The sequence below is a fragment of the Rhodoglobus sp. genome (genome assembly GCF_053580035.1).
In genome coordinates, this window is sequence record NZ_JBMDVL010000001.1 from 1,113,251 (window position 1) to 1,135,795 (window position 22,545).

At 58.2% G+C, this 22,545-nt stretch carries 21 protein-coding genes; 3 read left to right on the top strand and 18 right to left on the bottom strand.

Annotation, left to right across the window (positions count from 1 at the left end; all coding sequences use genetic code 11):
* Positions 1–5 precede the first annotated feature (5 nt).
* The gene (gene hutH, locus ACOH1Z_RS05555; protein ID WP_449647449.1) at positions 6–1,550 is read right to left on the bottom strand and encodes a histidine ammonia-lyase; all 1,545 of its coding nucleotides are present in this window, start codon (positions 1,548–1,550) and stop codon (positions 6–8) included.
* Between the two features lie 79 nt (positions 1,551–1,629).
* On the opposite strand from hutH, the gene ACOH1Z_RS05560 reads away from it, so the two are divergent.
* The gene (locus ACOH1Z_RS05560; RefSeq protein WP_449647450.1) at positions 1,630–2,397 is read left to right on the top strand and encodes an IclR family transcriptional regulator; all 768 of its coding nucleotides are present in this window, start codon (positions 1,630–1,632) and stop codon (positions 2,395–2,397) included.
* A gap of 78 nt (positions 2,398–2,475) precedes the next feature.
* On the opposite strand, the gene tuf is transcribed toward ACOH1Z_RS05560, so the two are convergent.
* The 15 genes from tuf to ACOH1Z_RS05635 all read right to left on the bottom strand — a co-directional run bounded on the left by tuf (position 2,476) and on the right by ACOH1Z_RS05635 (position 18,985).
* On the bottom strand, positions 2,476–3,669 hold the full coding sequence (tuf, locus tag ACOH1Z_RS05565) for an elongation factor Tu (protein WP_449647451.1): 1,194 nt from the start codon (positions 3,667–3,669) through the stop codon (positions 2,476–2,478).
* A 109-nt stretch (positions 3,670–3,778) separates the two neighbouring features.
* Positions 3,779–5,893, bottom strand: a complete 2,115-nt coding sequence (gene fusA, locus ACOH1Z_RS05570) for an elongation factor G (protein WP_449647452.1) — start codon at positions 5,891–5,893, stop codon at positions 3,779–3,781.
* 89 nt (positions 5,894–5,982) lie between these two features.
* Positions 5,983–6,453 carry a 30S ribosomal protein S7 gene (gene rpsG, locus ACOH1Z_RS05575; protein ID WP_010203848.1) on the bottom strand — a complete coding sequence of 157 codons (471 nt, stop codon included), beginning with the start codon at positions 6,451–6,453 and terminating at the stop codon, positions 5,983–5,985.
* Positions 6,453–6,827, bottom strand: a complete 375-nt coding sequence (rpsL, locus tag ACOH1Z_RS05580; RefSeq protein ID WP_097060154.1) for a 30S ribosomal protein S12 — start codon at positions 6,825–6,827, stop codon at positions 6,453–6,455. The genes rpsG and rpsL overlap by 1 nt, the downstream gene beginning before the upstream one ends.
* Before the next feature lie 333 nt (positions 6,828–7,160).
* On the bottom strand, positions 7,161–8,009 hold the full coding sequence (locus ACOH1Z_RS05585; RefSeq protein ID WP_449647453.1) for a hypothetical protein: 849 nt from the start codon (positions 8,007–8,009) through the stop codon (positions 7,161–7,163).
* Between the two features lie 115 nt (positions 8,010–8,124).
* Positions 8,125–8,832 carry a hypothetical protein gene (locus tag ACOH1Z_RS05590; RefSeq protein WP_449647454.1) on the bottom strand — a complete coding sequence of 236 codons (708 nt, stop codon included), beginning with the start codon at positions 8,830–8,832 and terminating at the stop codon, positions 8,125–8,127.
* Positions 8,829–9,635: a PilN family protein gene (locus ACOH1Z_RS05595; protein WP_449647455.1), complete on the bottom strand. Its 807-nt coding sequence runs from the start codon at positions 9,633–9,635 to the stop codon at positions 8,829–8,831. The genes ACOH1Z_RS05590 and ACOH1Z_RS05595 overlap by 4 nt, the downstream gene beginning before the upstream one ends.
* Positions 9,632–10,672: a type IV pilus assembly protein PilM gene (gene pilM / locus ACOH1Z_RS05600; protein WP_449647456.1), complete on the bottom strand. Its 1,041-nt coding sequence runs from the start codon at positions 10,670–10,672 to the stop codon at positions 9,632–9,634. Before pilM ends, ACOH1Z_RS05595 begins: the two co-directional genes overlap by 4 nt.
* 18 nt (positions 10,673–10,690) lie before the next feature.
* The gene (locus ACOH1Z_RS05605; protein WP_449647457.1) at positions 10,691–11,494 is read right to left on the bottom strand and encodes a prepilin peptidase; all 804 of its coding nucleotides are present in this window, start codon (positions 11,492–11,494) and stop codon (positions 10,691–10,693) included.
* On the bottom strand, positions 11,494–13,227 hold the full coding sequence (locus tag ACOH1Z_RS05610) for a hypothetical protein (RefSeq protein WP_449647458.1): 1,734 nt from the start codon (positions 13,225–13,227) through the stop codon (positions 11,494–11,496). The genes ACOH1Z_RS05605 and ACOH1Z_RS05610 overlap by 1 nt, the downstream gene beginning before the upstream one ends.
* Positions 13,224–13,928 carry a prepilin-type N-terminal cleavage/methylation domain-containing protein gene (locus tag ACOH1Z_RS05615; protein WP_449647459.1) on the bottom strand — a complete coding sequence of 235 codons (705 nt, stop codon included), beginning with the start codon at positions 13,926–13,928 and terminating at the stop codon, positions 13,224–13,226. Before ACOH1Z_RS05615 ends, ACOH1Z_RS05610 begins: the two co-directional genes overlap by 4 nt.
* On the bottom strand, positions 13,928–15,307 hold the full coding sequence (locus tag ACOH1Z_RS05620; protein ID WP_449647460.1) for a type IV pilus modification PilV family protein: 1,380 nt from the start codon (positions 15,305–15,307) through the stop codon (positions 13,928–13,930). The genes ACOH1Z_RS05615 and ACOH1Z_RS05620 overlap by 1 nt, the downstream gene beginning before the upstream one ends.
* 137 nt (positions 15,308–15,444) lie before the next feature.
* Positions 15,445–15,870: a prepilin-type N-terminal cleavage/methylation domain-containing protein gene (locus ACOH1Z_RS05625; RefSeq protein WP_449647461.1), complete on the bottom strand. Its 426-nt coding sequence runs from the start codon at positions 15,868–15,870 to the stop codon at positions 15,445–15,447.
* 290 nt (positions 15,871–16,160) lie between these two features.
* On the bottom strand, positions 16,161–17,402 hold the full coding sequence (locus tag ACOH1Z_RS05630) for a type II secretion system F family protein (protein WP_449647462.1): 1,242 nt from the start codon (positions 17,400–17,402) through the stop codon (positions 16,161–16,163).
* Positions 17,402–18,985 carry a type IV pilus twitching motility protein PilT gene (locus ACOH1Z_RS05635; protein WP_449647463.1) on the bottom strand — a complete coding sequence of 528 codons (1,584 nt, stop codon included), beginning with the start codon at positions 18,983–18,985 and terminating at the stop codon, positions 17,402–17,404. The genes ACOH1Z_RS05630 and ACOH1Z_RS05635 overlap by 1 nt, the downstream gene beginning before the upstream one ends.
* Between ACOH1Z_RS05635 and ACOH1Z_RS05640 the strand changes: the two genes are divergently transcribed.
* A complete protein-coding gene (locus ACOH1Z_RS05640) occupies positions 18,984–19,400 on the top strand; it encodes a hypothetical protein (protein ID WP_449647464.1) in 417 nt (138 codons plus the stop codon). The genes ACOH1Z_RS05635 and ACOH1Z_RS05640 overlap by 2 nt on opposite strands.
* A gap of 35 nt (positions 19,401–19,435) precedes the next feature.
* On the opposite strand, the gene ACOH1Z_RS05645 is transcribed toward ACOH1Z_RS05640, so the two are convergent.
* A complete protein-coding gene (locus tag ACOH1Z_RS05645) occupies positions 19,436–21,106 on the bottom strand; it encodes a GspE/PulE family protein (protein ID WP_449647465.1) in 1,671 nt (556 codons plus the stop codon).
* A 92-nt stretch (positions 21,107–21,198) separates the two neighbouring features.
* Complete coding sequence (locus tag ACOH1Z_RS05650) at positions 21,199–21,645, bottom strand: hypothetical protein (RefSeq protein WP_449647466.1); 447 nt, start codon at positions 21,643–21,645, stop codon at positions 21,199–21,201.
* A gap of 227 nt (positions 21,646–21,872) precedes the next feature.
* On the opposite strand from ACOH1Z_RS05650, the gene ACOH1Z_RS05655 reads away from it, so the two are divergent.
* The gene (locus ACOH1Z_RS05655; protein WP_449647467.1) at positions 21,873–22,490 is read left to right on the top strand and encodes a LuxR C-terminal-related transcriptional regulator; all 618 of its coding nucleotides are present in this window, start codon (positions 21,873–21,875) and stop codon (positions 22,488–22,490) included.
* Positions 22,491–22,545 lie beyond the last annotated feature (55 nt).

Below are 22,545 nucleotides of genomic sequence, written 5' to 3' on the forward strand. Positions count from 1 at the left end.
CGAGGCTAGTGAAGCGTGGTGACGGATCTGGCGGCTTCCAGCAGCGCGCCGGACTGAACAAGCTCAACGCTCGCGGCGATATCCGGCGCCAAATACCGGTCTGGCCCAGCACCGGGAACGTGCTCGCGAATCGCAGCAATCACTGACGCCGAAACTGGCGATGGTGTCTCTCCCCGCATCTCAATTCCGCGGGCGGCGGTGAGGAGCTCGATGGCAATGACTCGCGAGAGACCGTCAATGCTTCGGCGCAACTTGAGACCAGCACTCCAGCCCATCGACACGTGATCTTCCTGCATCGCACTCGTCGGAATCGAATCGACGGATGCCGGTGCCGCCAGCCTCTTCAACTCACTCACGATTCCCGCCTGGGTGTACTGCGCAATCATGTGGCCGGAATCAACACCGGGGTCGCCAGCGAGGAAGGCGTTGAGTCCGCCATTACGGTTGCTGTCGAGAAAGCGGTCGGTGCGACGTTCGCTCATGCTCGCGACATCCGCGGTCACGATCGCAAGAAAATCTAGGGCGTAGCCGACAGGGGCACCATGGAAGTTTCCGTTGGATTCCAGCCGGCCATCGAGAGTGACTACAGGGTTGTCTATTGCGCTTGCTAGTTCACGATTCGCGACCACCGTGGTGTGCTCGACGGTGTCGCGGGCTGCACCGTGAACTTGGGGTGCGCACCGCAGCGAATACGCATCTTGCACTCTCGTGAAGCCGGTGCTGGCGTGCGCTGCAATAGTTCCGGAACCCGCGAGCACGGAACGCATGTTGGCTGCGGACAGCGCTTGGCCCGGGTGTGGTCGCAGTTGTTGAAGATCCTCGGCAAACACGCGATCGGTGCCAGCAAGTCCCTCAACGCTGAGTGCTGCAGCAAGGTCGGCGGTCGTCAGCAAAGCCTGCAGATCCGTGATCGCGAGAGAGAGCATCCCGAGCATCCCATCGGTGCCGTTGATGAGCGCAAGCCCCTCTTTCTCGTGCAAGACAACTGGCTCAATGCCTGCGGCGCGCAACGCTGCCGATGCCGGCAGGAGTTCGCCAGCCACCCGCACGTCTCCTTCGCCCATGGCAGCCAGCGCACAGTGCGCGAGCGGCGCAAGGTCCCCGGAACAACCGAGACTGCCGTACTCCCCCACAATTGGCGTGATGCCGGCATTGAGTATCGCAGCATAGGTTTCGGCCACCACTGGTCGGACTCCTGTGCGGCCGGTCGCCATCGTCGAGAGGCGCAGCAGCATTGTTCCGCGTACGATCTCGGCGTCAATTTCTGCACCGGAGCTTGCTGCATGACTGCGAACCAGTGATCTCTGCAACTGCAGGCGCTGCTCTGGCGCGATGTGTTTTGTCGCAAGAGCCCCAAAGCCCGTCGAGACACCGTAATGGGGTCTCACGTCGTCAGCCAGCGCGTCAATCACAGCGCGGGATGCAGTAATTGCCTCGTAGGCAGCGGGATCTAGCTGCACGGTTGACCCGTGTCGGGCCACCGCAACAACATCCTCGATGCTCAAAGGTCCTACGCCGATGGTGATGGCCATGTCTGGGTCAAGAATCATGCTCCCAGTGAACGCCTATCGACCATCCACCGCGAGAGCAAAACGCGATATGGTGTCTGAGATCTCAGACAGGAGCGTTGTGCCCGAAATCCCTGCAGCCCGAAACACTATGGCCGTACTGAAATACCTCGCATCCCGACCGGGCCCCGTCCAGGCATCGAGCCTCGCGCGCGAACTAGAGCTGCCCCGCTCATCCGTGTATCAGTTGCTCGCCGTCATGATCGACGAAGGCTTCGTCGTTCACTATCCCGAGGATCGCACCTACGGTCTCAGCGCCCTCGTCTCCGACATAGGCACTTCGGCATTGCGCAGCGAACGCCTGTCGCGTTTGGCCACCGCACTCATGCAGAGCCTCGCAAACCAAGCGCCGATCCCCGTCGTCGCCCACCTCGCCGTTCTCAGCGGCGCCGAAGTCAGCTATGCGGCTCGAGTGCAGGGGTCTCGCGCACCAACGACCGTATCTTCCGTAGGAGTCCGACTCCCAGCGCACCTCACCGCAACCGGTCGCGCAATGCTCGCCCAACTCACGTCATCTCAGGTGCGCGCAATTTACCCTTCACGCGCGTCGCTGACACGACGCCAAGCTGTGGGGCCCCAAACTCTGGCTGAGCTCAGCCAACTGCTAACGACAACTCGCGAGCGTGGCTGGGCAGTAGAAGTCGGTGACGTTGCTGTCGACTACGCATCCGTCGGTGCCGCAGCCTTTGACCGAAACGGCTACCCCTCAGCGGCCATTGGACTCACCTTCAGAGCGGATGCCGTCGACGAGCGCTGGGACGAACTCGGTGCTGCAACCGTGGCAACTGCGCGCGCACTCACCGCGCGTCTTACGGGCCGAACTGGCTAAACGACGGCACTAGTCACTCGTTAAACGACGAAGGGCCGAGCCTTTCGGCTCGACCCTCAGTCGCAATTAGTGCTGGAGTTACGCCAGAACCTTGGTTACCTTACCGGCACCTACGGTACGTCCACCCTCACGGATGGCGAAGCCGAGGCCCTCTTCCATGGCGATGGGCTGAATAAGCTCAACGGTCATGTCAGTGGTGTCGCCAGGCATAACCATCTCGGTGCCCTCAGGCAACGTGATGACGCCGGTGACGTCGGTGGTGCGGAAGTAGAACTGCGGGCGGTAGTTCGCGTAGAACGGGTTGTGACGCCCACCCTCATCCTTTGACAGGATGTATGCGGTTCCCTCGAAGTTCGTGTGAGGTGTAACGGAACCAGGCTTAACAACAACCTGTCCACGCTCTACATCTTCACGCTTGGTTCCACGAAGAAGCAGACCACAGTTCTCGCCAGCCCATGCTTCATCGAGCTGCTTGTGGAACATCTCGATACCAGTGACCGTGGTCTTCTGGGTCGGACGGATTCCAACAATCTCAACGTCAGAGTTGATCGACAGCGTTCCACGCTCGGCGCGGCCCGTAACAACGGTTCCACGACCAGTGATCGTGAAGACGTCCTCAACCGGCATCAAGAACGGCTTGTCCTTGTCGCGGATGGGGTCAGGAACATTCTCGTCAACAGCGTCCATGAGGTCGAGGATGGACTGGGTCCACTTCTCGTCACCCTCAAGTGCCTTGAGGCCCGATACGCGAACAACAGGAGCGTTGTCGCCATCGAATCCCTGGCTGGAGAGAAGTTCACGAACCTCGAGCTCAACGAGCTCAAGGATCTCTTCGTCATCAACCATGTCGGACTTGTTGAGTGCGACCATCAGGTACGGCACGCCGACCTGCTTGGCGAGCAGTACGTGCTCGCGAGTCTGAGCCATCGGTCCGTCGGTCGCTGCAACCACGAGGATTGCACCGTCCATCTGAGCTGCACCGGTGATCATGTTCTTGATGTAGTCAGCGTGGCCCGGAGCGTCTACGTGTGCGTAGTGGCGCTTGGTGGTCTCGTACTCAACGTGCGAGATGTTGATCGTGATGCCGCGCTGACGCTCTTCCGGAGCCGAGTCAATCGACGAGAAGTCACGCTGAACGTTGGTCGCCGAAGGGAACTTGTCTGCAAGTACCTTCGAGATCGCTGCGGTGAGCGTGGTCTTTCCGTGGTCGACGTGACCGATGGTTCCGATGTTTACGTGCGGCTTGGTCCGCTCGAACTTGGCCTTAGCCACTGTGGGTCCTCCTCAGGACTCGGTTGCTCTGCACTCGACGACTTTTCACTGCCGAATGTTTCGCAAGTTGGTGTGTATCTATGTTAGTTGCGCGCTGGTAGTGCGGCGATTACTCGCCCTTGTTCTTTTGAATAATCTCGTCAGCTACCGCACGGGGAACCTCAGAGTAACTGTCGAACGTCATCGAGTACACCGCGCGACCCGAGGTCTTCGACCTCAAGTCACCGACGTAACCGAACATTTCCGACAGCGGTACGTGGGCGCGAACAACCTTTACGCCGGTCGCGTCCTCCATGGACTGGATCTGTCCGCGGCGACTGTTTAGGTCACCGATGACGTCTCCCATGTACTCCTCGGGAGTACGAACCTCGACCGCCATGAGCGGCTCGAGGAGAACTGGGTCAGCCTTGCGCGCTGCCTCTTTGAATGCCATCGTTCCCGCGATCTTGAACGCCATTTCTGACGAGTCAACATCGTGAGCAGCACCATCGAGGATAATTCCCTTGACGCCGACCATCGGGAATCCTGCGAGGACTCCGACACCCATTGACGCCTGGAAGCCCTGATCGATCGATCCGATGTATTCACGAGGAATACGGCCACCGGTGACCTTGTTCACGAATTCGTAAACGGTGTCGCCGGAAACTTCCATCGGCTCGAGCGAAATCTGGACCTTTGCGAACTGACCCGATCCACCCGTCTGCTTCTTGTGGGTGTAGTCGTGCTTGTCCACAATGCGACGGATCGTTTCGCGGTACGCAACCTGCGGCTTACCAACGTTGGCTTCAACGTTGAATTCGCGCTTCATGCGGTCTACGAGGATGTCGAGGTGAAGTTCACCCATTCCCTTGATAACCGTCTGGCCAGTTTCCTGGTTCTGTTCGGTACGGAACGTGGGGTCTTCTTCAGCAAGCTTCTGAATGGCGAGACCAAGCTTTTCTTGGTCAGCCTTCGTCTTCGGCTCGATCGCAACCTCAATAACGGGCTCCGGGAACGTCATCGACTCAAGAACAACTTGGTCGTTCAGGTCACACAGGGTGTCACCGGTCGTCGTGTCCTTGAGGCCGATAACGGCGTAGATGTGTCCAGCGGTAACGCTGTCGACAGGGATTTCCTTGTTGGCAGCCATCTGGAAGATCTTCCCGATGCGCTCCTTCTTGCCCTTGGTGGAGTTAGCAACAGCTCCACCAGAGTCAAGGTGTCCCGAGTACACGCGAATGTACGTGAGGCGACCGAAGAAGGGGTGCACTGCAACCTTGAAGGCCAGAGCCGAGAACGGCTCCGAGGAGTCAGGCTTGCGGATGACGATCTTGTCTTCATCGCGGGGGTCGCGTGCTTCCATGGGAGGCACGTCAACCGGCGAAGGAAGGTAGTCGATAACGGCGTCAAGCATGGGCTGAACGCCACGGTTCTTGAATGCAGAACCACAGAGAACGGGGTAGATCTCGCTGTTGACTGTCAGCTTGCGAATCGCAGCCTTGATCTCAGGAACAGTGATCTCTTCGCCGGCGAAGTAGCGCTCCATGATGGCGTCATCAGTCTCAGCAACAACCTCGAGGAGAGCGGTGCGGTATTCCGCAGCCTTCTCCTTGAGGTCTTCTGGGATCTCTTCGATGGCGTACTTTGAGCCCATCTCGACGTCACCCTTGGAGTCTCCACGCCACGTCAGTGCGCGCATTTCAACGAGGTCAACAACACCCTCGAACGCAGATTCGAGTCCGATAGGGAGCTGAAGAACGAGGGGGCGAGCGCCGAGGCGCTTCACGATGGTGTCTACGGTGTAGTAGAAGTCCGCGCCCATCTTGTCCATCTTGTTGACGAAGCAGATGCGGGGAACGTCGTACTTGTCGGCCTGGCGCCAAACAGTCTCCGACTGCGGTTCTACACCCTCTTTACCGTCGAACACGGCAACGGCACCGTCGAGAACGCGGAGCGAACGCTCCACCTCAACCGTGAAGTCAACGTGGCCGGGGGTGTCGATGATGTTGATCTGGTTCTTGTTCCAGAAACAGGTAACAGCAGCAGACGTGATCGTGATGCCACGCTCTTGCTCCTGCTCCATCCAGTCAGTAGTCGACGCACCATCGTGAGTTTCACCAATTTTGTGGTTTACACCCGTGTAGTAAAGGATGCGCTCAGTCGTTGTGGTCTTGCCAGCATCGATGTGAGCCATGATGCCAATGTTGCGGACCTTAGTCAGGTCGGTGAGCACGTCCTGTGCCACAGGTTCCTCCGAAAGTTTGATTGAAAAGAAAGAATCTCAATAGTGAAGCGAGTCAGACAAAGCCTGACTCGCTTCACTACGAGCAGCTACTACCAGCGGTAGTGAGCGAATGCCTTGTTCGATTCGGCCATCTTGTGGGTGTCTTCACGACGCTTTACAGCGGCGCCGAGTCCATTCGATGCGTCCAGAATTTCATTGGTGAGACGCTCAGTCATCGTCTTTTCACGACGACCCTTTGCGTAGCTCGTGAGCCAACGCAATGCAAGAGTGTTTGCTCGGTGCGACTTGACCTCAACAGGAACCTGGTAGGTCGAGCCACCGACACGACGCGACTTGACCTCAAGGGTCGGACGCACGTTATCGAGTGCCTTCTTGAGCGTGACAACGGCGTCTTGGCCGGTCTTCTCTGTAACGCCTGCGAGTGCGCCGTAAACGATGCGCTCTGCGAGGCCCTTCTTGCCATCAAGAAGGATCTTGTTGACAAGCTGGCTGACAATGGGGGCGCCGTAAACCGGATCCGCGACTACGGGACGCTTTGGTGCTGGTCCTTTACGAGGCATTACTTCTTATCCTTCTTCGCGCCGTAGAGGCTACGAGCCTGCTTACGGTTCTTAACGGCTTGGGTGTCGAGCGCTCCGCGAACGATCTTGTAGCGAACACCGGGGAGGTCCTTTACACGACCACCACGGATGAGCACCATCGAGTGCTCTTGAAGGTTGTGACCTTCTCCGGGAATGTACGCGGTGACCTCGGTGCCGTTGGAAAGCTTGACACGAGCAACCTTGCGGAGAGCCGAGTTCGGCTTCTTCGGGGTTGTTGTGTAGACACGCGTGCAAACGCCGCGCTGCTGCGGGTTGGACTTAAGGGCGGGAGCCTTGGTCTTAACGACCTTCGGCGAGCGTCCCTTACGCACCAACTGCTGAATGGTGGGCACTAAATTACTCCTTGATTTTGCTGCACGGTGACAGCGTCATGATGGTTAGCATTCGAAGCTCTTCTCAGAACTTCGAGTTCATCTGGACCCACGCCCCAGCCGAACTGATCGGATGGTTTGCGAATATGCCGTGGGGGTCAGCCAGAAGACTGAACCCTGTGGTGTGAAGTGACTCACGCATGAACCCCGCAATAGCGGTTTGGGCCGATGGCACGGTTCAAGCGCACGACAAAGCGCACACCTCAGAAAGAATAGCCCCCCGGACCGGCCGGGGTCAAATGGTCACAGCGCGCACGCAGCAAGCAAAACTTCCTGATGACTGCGCAATCGCGACTAGTGCTGAGCTGCAGATTTCTCTGCGACCTCTGCTTCCCACTGCGCGCGGGTTTCACGGTTGCGCTCGGTCACCTTGCGGCCGCGCTTGGCGACTAGTGCACCGGTCCACAATGCGACTTCGCGTGCGATCAATCCGCCAGCAATCACTCGCGGATCAATGAGTGCGAGGGCGAAGAGCAACTGAGCCTGCTCTGGAGTGTTCTGGATGACGCCGTTAGCGAGTAGAAGCACTCCAACCGTGCCGAAATAGACGACTAGTCCAACAATGATGCTGGCGAACACGTGAGCTGCCCAGCCCGCACGGTTCACGAGGAGGGCAATAATGATCGACCCGAGAGCGAAGAACGCAATGGGCACGTAAAACGCAGGTTGCTGCACGAACCCGATATCCACTCGACCTGCCTGTACGGCGTTAACAATCGCAACGGCGATCGCGAAGACGATGGCGAAAACCAGGGTGGAAACGAGGGCGATGAACACACCAAAGCCGCGGTTGCCTGCCGCCTTGGGCGGTGTCGGCGCGGTTACGTAAACAACGCGCGGTTCGCCGGATGCCGAAGTGCTCGTGGCGCCAGCGGCACTCGTAACGTTGGGCTCAGCCTCGGTGACGATCTCGGGCTCATACTCAACCACTGGTTCTGCTAACGGTTCGGCTTCGGCCTCGACCGTCGCGTCGTCGTAGACAGGGTCAGCAGATGCAGCAGATGAGTCGACAGCAGGCTCTACAAGCGGCGTGGCCGTCGTTGCTGTTGCTTCGTCGGTGGCCGTCTCGTCAACGACTACGGCATCCTCAATGTTGTCGTGGTTCAGATCGGAAGAACCACGCTCTACAGATGGATCGGTCATGACTGTTGCCTCCTCGTGCCAGCGACTGATGAGCCTAGTCTACTGAGCGAAGGTTCAAAAATGAGGAGAACGCCACGACTGAGTGCATCGTGGCGTTCTCGAGTCTCATCTGCGTCTAGTTGACGTTGGTTCCTTCACCGGTGGAAACAATCGTGGTCGGGCCATCAAGCAGCACATAGACGGCGCCGCTAATTGTCATCTCCCACGTCGTCAGGGTGCTGTCAGCCTCGACCGAAACATTCGCGACGGAAAATGATCTATCGGCAGACTGGACACTCTCGAGGAATGTGTGAATGGCGGAGTAGGAGCCAGCGATCTGGATGTCAACACCAATAGCTACTAGACCCGGCACTGAGGGCACCGACTGTGAAGCGGATGCTACATCAGGAGCGGGAGCAGGGGTCGCGGCATCCGTTTCAGCAGTGCCAGCTTCGTCGCCTTCAGCAGGCACGACCGGCGCAGCTTCCTCCTCGGGTGCTAGCGCATCCGCAGCGCTGACATAGCTGATTTTCACCAGCGTAACGCCAGCTGCTGCGGCTAGGGAGCCGAGTTTGCTTGCGAAGACCGACGTTTCGTGGCCGGTCGGAATTGACCGTTGCACTTCTGCCAAGTCTGCAAACAACGTGTCCGAGTTCTCGGACAGTTCTTTCAAATCAGCAAGCTCGTTCTTCTTTAGCGAGTTCTGCAGCTCAACGCTGGCGATCTCTTCGTTTGCGCTATCGGCAGCCGCGAGCGCGGGCGCTACTCCGGCGGCATAGCCCGCCAGCAGGATCACAATGACCGCGACGGCACCGATCAGACTCCACATTCGTGTCAATGTCATGAGCCGTTCTCCTCTTCATTCGTGCCAACCTCCGGAGCGGGAGTTTCGCTGGGTGCGGGAGTTTCGCTGGGTGCGGGTGTTTCTGTCGGCGCCGGAGCAGCCTCTTCCTCTGACTCGGCTTCTTCGCCTTCTGGCACGAAACCGTCGAAGCGATGAAGGAGCGCGTCGCGACTAATCAAAACTGCTACTTGACCGGTGTAATACCCCGCCTCGTCCCATTCTGCCGAGACAACCGAAATGTCAGCAACGCCGGGAACGTCAACTCCTGAGCGAACCCAAACATCAAGTTGCGCGAGCGTCGGGGCGAGAATTCGGATGTTGAACATTGCCATACGTTCCGGGTCTAGCGGTGAGACAGACTCCCCGTATCCCAGAAGCGGAGTGGCGGTTTCAAAATCGTAGGCACCAATCGCCATGCCGGAAGAAAGCTTGCCGCCCAGACCACTCACAATAGTTCTGACCGAAATCTCGGTAGATGTCGCGAATATTCGAGCACTCGTGCTCGATTGGAGCTTCTGGTTCGCCGTGCGTACCTCGGTGTACTCGCCCTGTTGTTGGGTGAGTGAGAGGGTGGTCGCTCGAGCGTTATCTAGGGCGAGAACACGTTGCAGAGAGACCAGGTTCGCGCCACCCGCCGCAAGAATGGCGACTCCTAGCGCGATGATGGCGACAAAAATTGCTCGCCCTCTGGCACGATTGGCTGCCTTACGTTGGCCGACTTCTGGTGGCAAAAGCCTGACATGGGGTGGGTACGCAATTGCGACCTTTACCTCACGACGTGCTGCTGGTTTCTTGTCGCTCATGCTGAGACCCCCGTAACCAATCCAAGTGCGAGAGACATATCTTGAGCGTCACCCGTGCCACGAAGGCCACGAGCCACAGTCACCAGCGAGAACGGATCAGGCTGCGTCGCCGGTACTTTGGTGAATTCGGAGACTGTCTCAACAAGACCGAGCAAGCGTGAACCGCCCCCGCTCATAACGATGCGATCGATTGCGCGGTTACTTCTCGCGTTCTGGAAGTACTGCATCGTGGCACGAATGGCCAAGAGTGTTTCGTTGACGAGTTCGAATGATACTTCGAGTGCTGGGCGCTGCTCTGGCGTTGCGCGCGCGGCAACAACACCAACCGAGCGTTTGATCGCTTCGGCATCACGCGTCGAGATGTCCATGCGCTGCGAAATTCCCTTGGTGATGTCGGCTCCTCCGCTGGGGAGAAGACGCACAAAGTGAGGTACGTGGCCATCGAGGGCGACGAGCGTAGTGGTAGCGGCACCGATGTGAACCAAAAGAGTTGTGAGGTTCGCTGACTCCGGCCCCGAGAAAAGTCTCGTGAGCGCGAAGGGTGAGAGATCGACGTTCTCCGGGTGGACGCCAGCAGCAACCGCCGCGTTCACGTTCACTAGGACAGGAGCCTTGATCGCAGCGACGAGCATTCCCGAGAGCATCGGGCCGTTTTCGCCCTCTGCCTCTGCGGCGGGGTAGAAGTCGAGGAGGGCCTCGGTCGCTGGCACGGGAAGAAGATCCTGCACTTGGAACGGAAGCGATTCGCGCACCTGGTTGAGTGGTAGTCGGGGAACTTTGATGTCACGCGCGAGCACCTTGGAGTTGCCGACTCCCAAAACGACTTCCTTCGTACGGATGCCAGTCTGTGTCCACAGTTTGCGGATGGCTGCGGTTACGGTCGCAGAGTCAATTACCTCTCCGGCACGCACGGCACCTTCGGGCAGCGGGACTTCACCAAAGCGAAGAATCGTTGGTCGTGGTTGTTGTGGATTCTCGACCTCGACAGCACGAATGGCTGTCGTGCCGATGTCCAGCCCTACTAGTTTCTTTCCCATATATCCCCCCGGTGACGATCAGCTAAGACCGCTCGCCACCATATATCCGTTCCAAATTTGTGATCCGAAAGCAATTCCCAACCATGCTCCCGCTATCATCCACGGCCCGAACGGAATTGCGGTGCGACGACGCGCCCGTCCGATCAGCAGCAGCACAACAGCGAAGACGCCGCCAAACAAGAATGCGGCGAATGCGCCAACCGCAAGCACACCCCAACCGAGCCAACCCAAGTAGAGGCCAAGAACGGCGGACAACTTCACATCGCCCATTCCCATCCCCCGTGGAGAGATAAGCGCCACAATGAAGTAGAAGACGAAGAGCGCTGCCGCACCGGCTAGGGCACCGAGGAGAGCACCCCAATTGCCGGTACCTACGCTCGCGAGAGCCAAGAGCGCAACTCCGACCAGAATCGACGGCAGCACGATCTTGTTTGGCAGTGTTTGAGTATCGAGATCGATCAGCGTCAAGGCGATCGAGATCGCCGCCAAATAGAGAAAGGCCGGCAAGGTCCAGATCAGGTTCGTCTCAGCGCCAACTACTGCCGCGATGACACCAAAAGTAATTGCCGTGCTCGCTTCGACGAGCGGATAGCGAGCAGAGATAGGCTCACCGCAGTCTCGGCACTTTCCGCGCAGCAACAGCCATCCCCAGACGGGAATGTTGTCGTACCAGCGAATAGCGTGCTCGCATTTCGGGCACGCGCTCGGCGGTGTCGAAATCTTTTCGCCCCGTGGCACGCGCCACACTACGACGTTCACGAACGAGCCGACGGCTAATCCAAGAAGCACCGCAAAGATAACGAGTAAAAAAGTTGCGGTCATCAGAGCTTGGCACCCGTTGAGGCGAACGCTGGCGAAACTTCAATCCACACGTTGACGCCATACGTTGTGGTCACCGGGGACAAGAACTTCGGAGGCGCTGTGTAACGCAGTCGCGTGTCATAGACGTAGTCCTTCGAGTATCCGCCGCTTCCCGAGCGCACGATTCCACGGAACTTCTGCGCAATTGCTCCGTTTACCGTCAGCGTTCCTCGCCCGTTACCCACACCGGGGTTCTGCACGGCGAACGTGTGCCCGACGGACAGGATCGCGGCATCGATGTGACGACTGCTGTCGTTGAGCACGGTCTGGTAGCTGCTACGAGCCGGGTTCCAAACCCACACAGCGTCGTTTCCGACGAGACCCAAAACATCCTCTTGCGGGTCGTTGTACCGAATGTTTCCCGTTATATACACGTAGTGCTCGGCGGAGAGAGTTGTCTGCCCACTGAGCGTGCCCTTCACGAAGAGGTCACCAGACCGACATCCGTATGAGCTGCTGGATGCGGACTCATTGTGAGTCGGGTAGCCAATGCCATTTCCGTTGCTCTGGCCGTCTGCACCCTCACACTTAAGACCGGAGGGACGATCATTGTTTTTGGTTCCCGAGTAGTTGGGGTCGGTGGAGACCGCGGGAACATCTTGCACGTAGATGACGTTGCTCGGCGGCAATGTGAATGTGTCGCCGGAGCTGCCAGTGATTCGGGAAACGTTGCCGCACTCTGACGGGGCGCTTCCGCCTGTCGCGGGCGAGCCCGTGATCCGAGTTTTCTTTGTCCACGGCGAGTGAACCGTGATGGTTCCGTTCGAGTTCAGGGTGATCTCGGTTGGCCCGGTGTAGAGGCAACCAGGACGAGGAACACCGTTGGTGACTAGATCTGATCGCGTTTCCCGAAGGTGCTGAGAGTTCGTAGCAGGCATTCCAATTACCGGGCTGAAAGCCGGTGAATTCGGTACGCCAAAAGTTTGTCCGCTGCAGCTGTAGCCGCGCGAGTCTCGGGGGTTGTACCGAAGCCCACTTGACGGCGCGTAGCTCGTCGTTACAGCACCGAGGAACGTCGCGTTACAGATCCGGATGGTGTCGTTGGAGTGGGCTGGACCGTCGACGACGTCGTTGCTACCGAAGGCAATCTCGCCGCAGTTTCCTGAGATGCCGCTGCGGCCATCCCACCAGTATTTAACGCACGAGCTTGATTCGCCCGAGAATGCCGGATCCTGAATTTCGTAGTCAGTGAAGTAGAGGAAGTCGATGAAGCCAGACTGCCGAAGGTCGGCCACGATGGTGCGAGTTTCTGCGCCGACTTTTCCTGTCGAACGCACACGAATGACGCCGCTGCCCGCATAGTCGGAGTTGTCAACTTCGTAGCGGAATGATGAAGCTCCGGCTCCGCCAGGAATGGGCACCCAGGGCTGACCCGCTGCGACATTGAAAGCAGGATTTGCATTCGCCCCGGTCGGCAGTCGCACGTCACTACCGGCAGAAAATGTCGCTGCCGGGTTTCCGTATTGCACATAGGAGGTGTCTTCTGAGAGCCGGCTCTGGTAATCCTCTACGCCCGCGTATGCCGCAGCGAGCGATGCCGACCATTGTTGCGTCGAAGCAGCCTGCCGGAACCCTCCAGTGGCGAAGGCCACGGCGCTAGTGACGAGCAGTCCCAGCACCACGGTAATGCCGATCACCATGGGCAGAGCGGCACCGCGTTCTCCGGCGATGCGAGCGCGCAATAATCGGATCATCGGTTGATTCCAATCCTAGAGAGACCGAGGTTCGGGATACCTACGGTATTTTCCAGACTTGCTGTTTTCGCACGTCCGGTCGGGTCAGTTTGTACGGTCATCGACACCTTGACAGCCGCCACCTGTCGACGCTGCGCCAGGGTGAGAGTTCCGCCAGAAGGGACAAGTTCGACGTTTTGGTCATTAAAGAATCGGAAGACCGGGGTCGTTCCGACCGCAATTTGGCGAACTACTGTCCGTTCGGATGCCACTGTTGGCTCAAAAGTGAAATAGCCAGACGTCAAGAGGCGGGCACTCCAACGCCGCTCAACGAGGGTGCGGTCGGCAGTAATCACGAACTCGACCTTGACGGGCTGGGGGTTCGCCGCATCCGTATCCAGGTAGGCCTGCAGCACGACGTGTTCTGCGCCTGCGTAGCTAAACACGGGATCGTTGAGCGTTGAACTAGCCACAGGGTTTTCAGTTCCCGAACGAATGACTCGCGTGAGCTCATTCATCGCGATAGTCGCGCCAGCAGTGTTCGACGTCGCGGAACGCTCGCTCGCAAAGGTGGTAGTAAACGTGATGAAGATGGTCATCACCATGGCCAAGAGCATTCCCATGAGAGCGATCGTGACGATGAGCTCACTCAGGGTGACTCCGGCGTCTTCACGACGGACTCGCGAAACATGAGCGAGCAGCGCTGTGCGAAATTTGTTCATTATGGTGCCACCCGGGGATCAACAGTCACTATTCCCGGAATGGCGGCGGTGCCACCAACAACGGGAGAATTGGCCTCACTAGACCCAAGATTCGTCCAGCCGCTGCCGCTGGCTTTTTGCATCTGCCACGTGCCGTACGGAAGTGCGATGTGAGTTGTGTCAGAAGCCAGCGAGTCGAAGGTCAATACATTGCTCGTGGTGCAGCCAGGATCGGCACTCCCCAATACCGGGTTGGTTGAAATCGCCCGAAGAACCTTCCCCGATAGGCCGTTCACAGCTACGAGCCCCATCGGAACAGTCAGATCGACGGTGTCCCCCGGATTCGCTGCGACCGGAACAGGGGTTGGCGAGCGATAGATGGTCCCTGCCACGTCGACCTCTGGCCACAGTACGGGGTTCGGTGATGCGCAATACGGCGCAGTGCTCGTCGTGTCTTCGGGTTTCGCGACATATTTTCCGGCATAGCCGATGTAGCCCGATCGCCACGGGAACAGGTCAACATCGCGAGAAAGGTTCGCGTTGCTGGCGCTGCTCAAATGAACCCCATAGGAACTACTAAAGGAGGTGGTCAAGTCCTTAGGAATCTGGATCTTGGCAGGAACCGGGTCAGAAATGTACTTCACTCGGAACTTCGCTGCTTTGTCGTAGTTGAAAGAGACTGAGCTGGCGGTGCCGGCGACGACCTGCGTGAGCTTGGTTGGCGCAGTAATCTGACCGGCATCCGTGATGTACCCGGAGCGTGAAACTTTGACGTTGTAATTACCCGGCGCCACCTTCAGGATGTAGCTGCATCCCTGAGCATCAGTTGCCGGTGGCGACACGGAAAGGTTTTGGGCACCGTTGGCGGGGGACGCCGGAGTGGCAGTCACTTGCACTCCCGCAGCACCTCCACCGGAGCCACTAATTACCGAAACCAGAATGGTTCCGAGCGCCGGGTCGTTAATTCGATCATCCGGAGCTAGGAGGGTGTCAAAGCGAACGGGCTGAGTGCCCTGGCGCATGTTCGGCCACGTCACGGCGATGTTGATGCGCTTGTACTGAAGGGTTCCGCCGCCGGTGCCACACGATGCCGAAGTGTTGCTCGACGACACCCACTGCGTGGAACGGGTCACGGTGAAGACATCGCCGTTGAGAGTCTTCGTGTAGGTGTCATCAAAGAGTGTGAAAACGTCGCCAGCATCTCGAGCCAAGTCAATTTCTTGAGAGGCGAGGTTTGCTGCAACGACGCGAGAACGGTTATCGCGGGTAACGCTGAGAACCGTGGTGAGTGTGTGAAGCACGCCAAGCGAAACAATTGCGAAGATCATCATCGCGACGAGTACTTCTAGAAGGCTCATTCCTGCGTCGGAGCTACGAAGACGCTGTAGAACCTGATGCATGATGAGCCCTTTCGTACGGGTTTAAGGGTTTCGGGTGAAACGGGAGAGAAGGGTTCTCTCGTGAGAGCGATCACTCCCGAGGTGTGAAAACGGGGCGCCGCCGCTTGGCGACGCCCCGTTCACGGTCTAGCTACGGGTTACGGTGTGTCACCCGAGAAAACGGTCGTACCGTTCGAGCTGGTGTACGTCCAGGTTTCATCGACGTAGTCCAAGTGCGAGAATACGAGAATGTACGAGGTGGCAGTGGGCGTGACGCTGTCGAGCACAACTCGCGGAGTTGGCTTGTAGCCGTTGTCCTTGAGACCAGTTTCGTCAAGACCAGTAAACGAACCGTTGTTGCTCACCGCGAAGGTCTCAGCCGCGATAACCGAGTTAGCGATATCTGACTTAACCTGCGATTCCCAAGCGCCCTGGCGCTGGTTGAGGAAGAACGGGATGGCGATCGCGGCAAGGATGCCGATGATCAGAACAACAACGAGGAGCTCAACAAGAGTGAAGCCCTTCTGGTCGTTCTCGAGGTCGTTGCGCTTGGTGCGCAGTGCTTCATGCATACGAGTAATCATTTGGATTTCCTGTCTGTGGTTCGGATCTTGGACAGGGGCCCCCAGAAAAATGAGCTTCTCAGCCCCCCACAGAAATACTCTCAACATGTGCACCGGCTGAGAATCCCACAAACGGGGGTGAACTGGCGGAATTACGACCCCAGTGCGAGGGGGTAAACGCGAGTCGTGCCGGAATAGTCAGTCATCAGACGTGATATTGCAGGGCATGGTGCGCCCCTGCCACCCGCGCTAAAGCCAGACGGGGACGCTGCGGCTCGGGCCACATCGTCCCCGCCTGGGGCTGCTAGGTGTTACTTGATCTGGTCGAAGATGGCGAAGATAGGGAGGTACAGCGCGATCACCATCACGCCAACGATCGCGCCGATAACGCCGATCATAAGGGGCTCAATGAGAGCCGTGAGCTGCTCAGTGGTCTTTTGTACTTCGTCGTCGTAGAAATCAGCAATCTTAGAAAGCATGACTTCCATCGAACCGGCATCTTCACCGACCGCGACCATCTGCGTCACCATCGAGGGGAAGACACTTTCGCGGGCTAGCGGAGCTGACACCGACTGACCTGAACGCACGGAGTCCGCTACACGCTTAAGCGCTTCTTCAATCACGTAGTTGCCGGAGGTTTCTCCAACGATCGACAGCGCTTGAAGAATAGGTACGCCGGCGCCCAACATTGTTCCGAAGTTACGAGTGAATCGTGAAATCGAAACCTTGCGGAACAATGGCCCGAACACGGGCATCCGAAGCTTCCAGGGGTCGAGGAACTTGCGCACACGCTCAGTGTGCTTATTCTTGCGCCACCATGCGGCAAAAATTACTCCAGCAACGACAAGAATCGGCGCCACAAACTTCATTCCATCTGACATCCACACCAAGATCTGGGTCAGCAAAGGAAGTTCGCCACCGAGGTCAGCGAACATTTGCTGGAACACCGGAACGATGAAGATAAGCATGCCAACGACAGCGGCGATCGCCATGATCAAAACGACAACAGGATAGGTGAGCGCGGACTTAATCGTTCCGCGAAGCTTTACTTCTCCCTCAAAGTTGTTCGCGATTGACTCGAGAGCGTTGTCAAGGAATCCGCCAGTCTCACCAGCGCGAACCAAATGAATCATGATCGGCGGAAAGACTGTGCCGTGCTTGGCAAACGCGTCGGAGAGCGTTCCACCAGTCTCGACGTCCTGACGAATCTCGCTCAGAGCCTTCGCGAGAGTCGGGTTTTCCGTCTGCTCCGAGAGGATTACGAGAGCGCGAATGAGGGAGAGGCCCGACGAGATCATCGTCGACATCTGCCGGCTCATCACGGCGAGGTCATCGAGACCAACACCCTTCTGCAGAAAGCCGAGGTTGATCTCCATGTTGAGACCGGTGCCAGAACCCGCCTCGGTGACAGAGATCGGGCTGATCTCCATCGAGCGAAGCCGCATCAGAACCTGATTCTCATTCAGAGCATCAATGCGACCCTTAACGACCTTGCCCGACTGATCGCGGGCCTTGTACTCAAAGGACTTCGTCGTCGCAGCAGTAGAAGCCATTAGTTCGGTACTCCTGTTGCGCTATCGCCCATCAATCGGTTCATTCCCTCAGGATCGTGAGCCTTAGCCATTGCTGCTTCTTCAGTAATGGCGCCAGACTTCGCGAGGCCAGCAAGGTGCTGGTCCATGGTGTGCATACCGCCGCTACGGCCGGCCTGCATCGCCGACGGAATCTGGTAGATCTTTCCCTCACGGATGAGGTTTCCGATAGCAGGAGTCATCGTGAGCACCTCAGTGGCCACCACACGACCCTTGCCACTTGCGCGCCTAACTAGCGTCTGGCAGATAATGCCCTGCAGTACAGCCGCGAGCTGAGTGCGAACTTGCCCCTGTTGGTGCGGCGGGAAGACGTCAATGATGCGGTCAACAGTTTGCGCGGCATCCTGAGTGTGCAGTGTGGCAAACACAAGGTGGCCAGTCTCTGCGGCGGTCAGTGCAATCGAGATCGTTTCTAGGTCCCGAAGCTCACCGATCAGGATGACGTCGGGGTCTTGACGAAGAACGTGCTTGAGCGCCGCCGTGAACGAGTGCGTGTCGCGGCCGACCTCACGCTGGTTGACCAGCGACTTCTGGTTGCCGTGCAAGAACTCAATCGGATCTTCCACCGTCACGATGTGGTCAGCGCGAGTGCGGTTCACCAAATCGATGAGAGCAGCGAGCGTTGTCGACTTGCCAGAACCGGTTGGACCCGTCACGAGTACAAGGCCACGAGGAAGAGTCGCGAACTGCGAAACGGACTCCTGGATACCCAAATCCTTCAACTGCTTGATCTCAGTCGGAATGATTCGGAAAGCAGCGCCCATGTTGCCGCGGTCCATGTAGAAGTTCACCCGGAAACGGGCAGCCTCAGAAAGCTCAAATGCGAAGTCAAGCTCGAGAGCCTCAAGGAACTGGGCCTCCTGCTTCTCATCGAGAATGCTGAAGAGTGCGTTTCGGGTGCGATCCTTGTCCCACTCGGCTGAACCCTCAAGCTGCTGAAGGCCACCATCAACGCGAATCATCGGCACCGCACCGGAAGCAATGTGGAGGTCAGAGGCGCCCGTGTAGACGACCTCCTTTAGCGCGTCGAGAAGTTCTGGGTTTGACCCTTCCTTCGCGGTCAACTCCATCTCGGGGCGCAGATCGCGCTCTTGCTCAACGATCTTCGGAACCGAGAGCAGCTGAGACTCACGCGGAGCCGCCGCTTGCTCGGCACCGAAGCCGCTCGTGAAGGTCAAAAGACCCTCGGTCACGCCGGGAGGCGGGAAACTAGTGAAATCTTCCGTCGGCGCATCAGAGCTCGACACATCGAGGAGTCGCGTTGCCGCATCTTCCGCAGGCGCAGCGGCTGGCGCTGGCTTCTCGGCGGCCGGGGGCGCGGCGAATGTTTGAGCGGCGGCTGCCGGAGCATCCGATGCTTCAGAATCTGATGCGTCAGAAAAATACGGAACTTCGGCGGCCGTAGCCGACGGCGCTGGAGGCGGAGTGGGAATGGAAGCACCCGCTGCTGACGTAGCGGCAGAGGTCTGAGACATTGCTCCTGCTGCAGCCTGACGGAACAGCTCATCAAGAGAATCGATTGACGTCACGGGCTCAGATGCCATGCGGCGCGCGCGACGCCCACCCTCAGCGGCGTCCGCAGAGGGTGCGGATGCTGCTGGCTCGGCCGGAGCTGCAGGTGGCGGTGTTGGAGCGGCAGCTGCCGGAGCCGCCGGTGGGGCGGATGCTGGAGTCGGTCCTGGCACACTCGCTGGCTCATTGCTGTTGATCGAGCCAGAAGGCGGTGGAATTGTCGGAAGCGGTGAGGCCGGCACGGTCGCTGCCGAAGCCGCGGGTGCAGCGCCAGTCTGCGCCCACTCCGGGAACGGAGTCGACGACGCCTGCGGGTTGCTCGGCCCGGGAACACTCGTTCCCGCAGCCGGAGGTGGAGAGTTCGTGGGAACACTCTGCCCAGAAGGCGCACTCTTCCCCTTCGGTGTGAACAAACTTTCGTCTACCGATTGCGACGGGATGTCGTAAATCCGCTTAGCCATAATTCCCCCAGATACTTCGTCTTATGCGACGACGCGCAAAATCTCTTCGATGGACGTCAAGCCCAGTTGAGCCTTAGCCCAACCATCCATGCGCAGAGTGCGCATCCCCTGCTCGATCGCGACGCGGCTGATCTCCGCGCTAGATGAACGAGCAACGGCGAGACGTTCAATCTCTTCAGACACTGCCATCACTTCGTGCAGTGCAATTCGACCGCGGTATCCCGTCTTGGAACACACAGTGCACCCGACAGGTGCGTACAAAGTCGGCATCGGACCTTCTGGGTTGAAGCCGACCTTCAAGTTAACGAGATCCTGCGGGTTGTGAGCTGCAGGCTGCTTGCACCGATCGCAAAGGCGTCGGGCAAGTCGCTGAGCGACAACACAGTCAATTGCGGAACCAACCAAGAATGGCTCAATGTCCATCTCAATCAGTCGCGTGATAGCGGCTGGTGCGCCGTTGGTGTGAAGCGTGCTCAACACAAGGTGACCGGTGAGTGCGGCTTCGATCGCAATCTGCGCCGTCTCTTGGTCTCGGATCTCACCGATGAGAACAACATCCGGGTCAGAACGCAGAATTGAGCGCAGCGCACTAGCGAATGTGAGCCCAGCTTTAGGGTTGACCTGCACCTGGTTGATGCCAGCCATGCGGTACTCCACCGGGTCTTCAACCGTGATGACGTTGATCTCGGGACGCGCAACAGCGTTAAGCGTTGTGTAAAGCGTCGTCGACTTACCAGAACCCGTTGGCCCGGTAACGAGGATCATTCCGTAGGGCTTCGTGTACGCCTCTTTGTAAATCTTGGCGTTGTGCTCAAGCAGGTAGAGCTGGCTCAGGTCGAGTGTCGTGTTCGAGTTGTCGAGGATTCGCATAACGACTTTTTCGCCGTAGACGGTCGGCAACGTTGCCACGCGAAGGTCAATCTTCTTTTGACCGTGGATGACCGAGATGCGGCCGTCTTGAGGCTTGCGACGCTCAGCAATGTCCATTTCGGCCATAATCTTGAGGCGCGAGATCACGCCGTTCTGGATCTGGCGGGGTGCACGCTGCATTTCGTGCAGAACACCATCGATGCGGTAGCGAACACCAAGGTCGTGCTCGCCGGGTTCGATGTGAATATCGGATGCCTTGTCTTGGATGCCCTGGCTAATCAGCAGGTTCACAAAACGAACAATGGGGGCGTCGTCTTCTGTCGGCTCGTTGTTCGAAGCGAGGGCAACATCTGTGGACGTTGCCTCTTGCTCAAGCTCGCTACTGAGGCTCGAAAGCTCGCCATCGGCACGGTGGAAACGATCGAGAGCTGTCTGAAGGTCGCTGCGCTCAGCAACCACGACACGGATTTGGCGTCCGGTAGCCGAACGGATGTCATCTAGGGCGAAAATGTTGCCAGGGTCGACCATGGCCAACACGAGGTATCCCTCGGAGAACGCAATGGGCAGAACCTCATGGCGACGGCAGATTGCCGCCGGTGCGAGAGCGACCGCTTGGTGGTCTACAGCGAAGTCAACAAGCTCGACAAACGGAACTCCTGCTTGCGCAGCACGCGCCGATGCGAGTTGCGCCGGCGAAATTGTTCCGCTGTCGAGTAGATTTCTGACGAGTGCTTCTTCATCAGAATGTGAAGTGCCCACAGAATCGATGCTCTCAATCGGCATCATTCCACGAAGAATCAATACTTCAGCAAGTGTTGTCACGCGTGCCTCCCCCCAAGGTCCTAGCAGAGTCCCACGCTAATCGAGACACATCAGCACCACTAGTCCCACATGCGAGGGGTAGTCAAGACGTTTCAGGAAGCCCATTCGCCGCGAGTCGCAGCATTGATTACCAAATTCGTGTTTTTTTCGACGTAAGCAGCCAATCGAGGCAACGCACACTCGTTGATCACGTCGGCGATGTCTTGACTCTGGCGGTGAGCGCGTTCGCTGACGGTCGAACGCGCTTCGTCGATGCACGAACGGCACGGCAGAGTGGCACGTCCGCCTACTCCAGTGCAGTGACGATCTTCATGGAGAGCAACAGCGAGCTGCATCGATACAAGCTCGAGCGTCTCAACGAGGGAATGTACAAGGTCGTGCGGCCAGTGTCCACGCCGATCGAACGCGGCGAATTCGGATGCCCGGCAGTTCACGCATCCCGCGGCAGTGCCCGCCTCGGGGCTGCGCCATTCGGAAACCAGGCGGTACCAGCGCTGAAGTGAACACTCAATGAGATCGTTAACCGCGTGACGATTCACAAGCCCTTCGCCCCCTTGATAGTTACGACTAGTCGATGGTCGCACCGCGGGGCTCATTGTGGCAGTCGTCACTATGAATGACACCCGTTTGGGGGACAGACAGAAAGTTCCGGTACGGTTGTCGTAGGCAGGTGCGAATCTGTGACACTAGCTAGTTCACCCTGATCCGAACGGGGACCTGATTGACAACGCAGGATAATGTTCAGCGCACTTATCGCGTAGGACACGTGGATGACCACGAGACAGTGCAACTGGGCTTCGCCTCCCTACTTTCGCAGTGCCCGGACATCACTCTCGTTGAATCAGTTTCACGCGTGAGCGAGCTCAGTTCACTCGCTGATGGCCTCGACTTGGTCGTGCTCGACATACGCCTCTCTGACGGCAGCACTGTTGAGTCGAACGTCGCGTGGCTACGCGAGCAGGGAGTCAACGTTCTCGTTTTCACCGCAGCAGACAATGCTGGTGAGGTGCGGGCGGCATCCCGGGCCGGGGTCTTGGGCATCATGCGAAAGTCTGAATCCCGAGACGTGATTGTGGATGCAGTGCGTGAAGCCGCCCGCGGCAACCCGGTAGTCACCACCGACTGGGCTGCAGCCCTTGACTCCGACCCTGAACTCGCAGCTGCCGGACTGAGTCCCAAAGAACAAGAAGTACTGGCTCACTACGCCTCTGGGGACAAATCGATCGCTGTCGCTCATCGCGCTGGTCTCTCGTCGAGCACGGTCGCAGAATATGTGCGCCGCATCCGCCACAAGTACGCCATGGTCGGTCGCCCGGCCCACACCAAGGTTGACCTCTACAAACGCGCCGTCGAAGACGGCATCCTTCCCCCACCGAACTCGTGACTTACGTCTCGTGAAGTCGCCATTGTCACGCCAGCCGATAACTGCCAGCGCAGAA